The following is a 2,691-nucleotide window of genomic DNA, read 5'->3' as shown; positions in this document are numbered from 1 at the left end:
AAAACAGATAATATTCTTCAAAAATATGACGATTTATCTCTAGAAATGTCTGAAGAAGGTGAACCTAAAAAAATGCTAAAAGCAGAAGTGTTGTTTTGTATAGAAAACGAGATGACTTGCACACCCACAGATTTTTTTATAAGAAGAACTGGTAGATTGTTCTTTGACCCAAAAAGTGTAATTTTATACAAAGAATTTGTAATTTCTCTGTTTAAAAATTGTTTTTCTTGGGATGAGGAAACTGCAAAATTTCATCAACAAGAATTAAAACAACATTTAGAAACCGCTACAAATTTTAATTAATTTATAATTAGAAATATTTACCCTTAAATAACCTTGTTGTTTTTAACTTAACTTTCAACATATCAAATAATTAAAAACAATAAACCTTTATTTAAAATTAACGTATTTTTAATATTTAAAACGATAATTAAATTATCTTTGTATCACTAAATTTTAATTTTAAAGCTTATGAAAATATAGTATTCATACCTCAGCAAAAGCATTTTCTTTTTTGGAAAAAGATAGGCTACTATATTAAAATAAAAAACAACTTTAAAATTAAAAATTATGAAAAAATTATTCGCTATAGCAGCTGTGCTATGCATTGTTATATCTCTTTCTTTTACTACTAAAAACACAATTTTAGAAAATAAATTAACAGCAACTTATAAAGGAGTAACAAATGAAGACTTTTATAAGTTTGAAGACGATGCTAAAAAAATCACCTTATTTTACGATATTGATGAGAACATAGAAATTAGTTTGTATGATGATGATTTAATAGGGACAAAATATATTGTTACTTGGATAGAGAAAGAAATTGAACAATTGGATGAAGAAGGTGAGATTACAGGTGCGAAAATTAAAGTAAAATCTATTACTGCAATTGAAGAAGCTAAGTAATTAAATATCGAAAATATAACAAAAAGCCAACTTTAAAAAGTTGGCTTTTTTTATTCACTTTCGCGCAATAAGGCTCTGTATGTTTTTCTTAGCTTTATAGGATGTGCACCAAGTTTATACTTTAAAAACACAATACCATTAATTATATTTACTTTTAACCAAGAATTGTCTTGGTATTTTCTTGCGCTAACAGTAGCTTTGGATTGTATGATTTTAAAAGGAATTTTTTGTTTTCTAACCCTATCAATCATTTCAAAGTCTTCCATAATACAGAAATCCTCATTAAAACCATTTAGTGCTTTAAAAGTATGTTTTGTAAAAAACTGACATTGATCTCCACCACCTGCAAACAAGCCATTTCTTTTTGTAAAGTTGCTACTAAATTTTAAAAACGGAGTTTCTCTATCAAACTTGTATGCAAAAAAACCCGCGTTATTTCCATTGTTGATGGCATTTTTAACTTGTTCATAAAAATCCAATGGTAACTGTACATCTGCATGTAAAAACAATAAGACTGAACCTGTTGCTTTGCTTGCTCCAAAATTCATTTGTGCAGCTCTTCCTTTTTTAGGCGCATTAAAAACACTAACTTTCGCATAGTTTTTACAGATTTGCAAACTATTGTCTGATGTTTCTGGTGAGTTAGAAACAATAATTTCTATAGTATATTTGTTAGCTTGTTCACATAAAAACGACAACCCTTTTGTAAGATTAGCTTGTTCATTATAAACAGGAATTATGATACTTAATAACATACTTAAATTTACGTAAAACTATATGAAACAGTTTTTTTCAATACTTTTTTTTGCTTCCTTTTTTAATTTCAGTGCGCAAGATACTGTAAATTACATGGAAGTTTCTCAGGATTTATTACAAAATATTATAGATGGTACTTCTTATGATAAACAAGTAAAAATTTTAGAAGAAAGTTCTTTAGAGGATTTGACCAGTCAATTAAAAACAGACCCTCAAAAAATTGCTTTTTGGGTAAATGTTTACAACTCTTTTATACAAATATCTTTAACCAAAAACCCTAAAGAATATGAAGATAGAGGTGCATATTTTAAAAAGAAACGTGTAAAAATTGCTGGCCAAGTTTTGTCTTTTGATCAAATAGAACACGATCTTTTAAGACGTTCTAGAGTTAAAGTAAGTTGGGGTTATTTACGTAAATATTTTAGACCAAAATATGAGCGTAAATTACGTGTAAAAAATATCGATTGGCGTATCCATTTTGCTTTGAATTGTGGGGCAAAAAGTTGTCCACCAGTGGCAATTTTTTCTGTAGAAAATTTAGATAAGGAGTTCGATTTTATGACTATAGAATATTTGAATGAACAAACTACCTATAACAAAGAAACCAAAACAGCAACCTCTGTTTCGTTATTTTCTTGGTTTCGAGCAGATTTTGGAGGTCTTTGTGGTGCTAGAAAAATATTAGCAACCTATAACATCACTCCAGAAAAACCAAAAAAGTTAACTTTTAAAACTTACGATTGGACGTTAAGTTTGGGTAATTTTAGAACAATTCCTAATTAGATTTGTACTTCTTTTTCGTTCTCCTCAATTTCTTGGGTTAAATCTAATTCTCTTAGAGTTGGGTTTGCAATCGCTGTAACACCTACAGTTAACAATGTCATTGTACCACCAAACACAACAGCTGCAACTGGACCTATTAATTTTGCAGCTAAACCACTTTCAAAAGCGCCTAATTCGTTAGAAGAACCCACGAACATAGAGTTTACAGAAGATACTCTTCCCCTCATATCATCTGGTGTTTTTAAT

The 2,691-nt window shown here is 28.8% G+C and carries 4 protein-coding genes and 1 pseudogene; 3 read left to right on the top strand and 2 right to left on the bottom strand.

From position 1 onward, the window contains the following. Together ACTG3S_RS07270 and ACTG3S_RS07265 are read left to right on the top strand one after the other, a co-directional pair. Window positions 1–303, top strand: a 303-nt coding sequence (locus ACTG3S_RS07270) for a glycerol-3-phosphate dehydrogenase C-terminal domain-containing protein (RefSeq protein WP_439128691.1), incomplete at its 5' end; no start/stop codon positions are given. A 267-nt stretch (window positions 304–570) separates the two neighbouring features. Further along, complete coding sequence (locus ACTG3S_RS07265; RefSeq protein ID WP_439128690.1) at window positions 571–906, top strand: hypothetical protein; 336 nt, start codon at window positions 571–573, stop codon at window positions 904–906. Between the two features lie 50 nt (window positions 907–956). On the opposite strand, the gene ACTG3S_RS07260 is transcribed toward ACTG3S_RS07265, so the two are convergent. Further along, complete coding sequence (locus ACTG3S_RS07260) at window positions 957–1,661, bottom strand: TIGR04283 family arsenosugar biosynthesis glycosyltransferase (RefSeq protein ID WP_439128689.1); 705 nt, start codon at window positions 1,659–1,661, stop codon at window positions 957–959. A 22-nt stretch (window positions 1,662–1,683) separates the two neighbouring features. Between ACTG3S_RS07260 and ACTG3S_RS07255 the strand changes: the two genes are divergently transcribed. Continuing rightward, window positions 1,684–2,445, top strand: a complete 762-nt coding sequence (locus ACTG3S_RS07255; protein WP_439128688.1) for a DUF547 domain-containing protein — start codon at window positions 1,684–1,686, stop codon at window positions 2,443–2,445. Here ACTG3S_RS07255 and ACTG3S_RS07250 read toward each other — a convergent pair. Then, window positions 2,442–2,691 (bottom strand): annotated as a pseudogene (locus ACTG3S_RS07250) (MFS transporter); the annotation flags it as partial. The gene ACTG3S_RS07255 and the pseudogene ACTG3S_RS07250 sit on opposite strands and share 4 nt — an antisense overlap.

The sequence above is a fragment of the Polaribacter sp. genome (genome assembly GCF_965656025.1).
Taxonomy (GTDB): Bacteria; Bacteroidota; Bacteroidia; order Flavobacteriales; family Flavobacteriaceae; genus Polaribacter.
The sequence above is the reverse complement of the archived record's forward strand: the minus strand, read 5'-3'. Positions and strand labels throughout refer to the sequence as shown.

Excerpts from the sequence above, each read along its gene's own strand:
- ACTG3S_RS07265 (WP_439128690.1), top strand. The coding sequence starts at position 571 with ATGAAAAAATTATTCGCTATAGCAGCTGTGCTATGCATTGTTATATCT.
- ACTG3S_RS07260 (WP_439128689.1), bottom strand. The coding sequence starts at position 1,661 with ATGTTATTAAGTATCATAATTCCTGTTTATAATGAACAAGCTAATCTT.
- ACTG3S_RS07255 (WP_439128688.1), top strand. The coding sequence starts at position 1,684 with ATGAAACAGTTTTTTTCAATACTTTTTTTTGCTTCCTTTTTTAATTTC.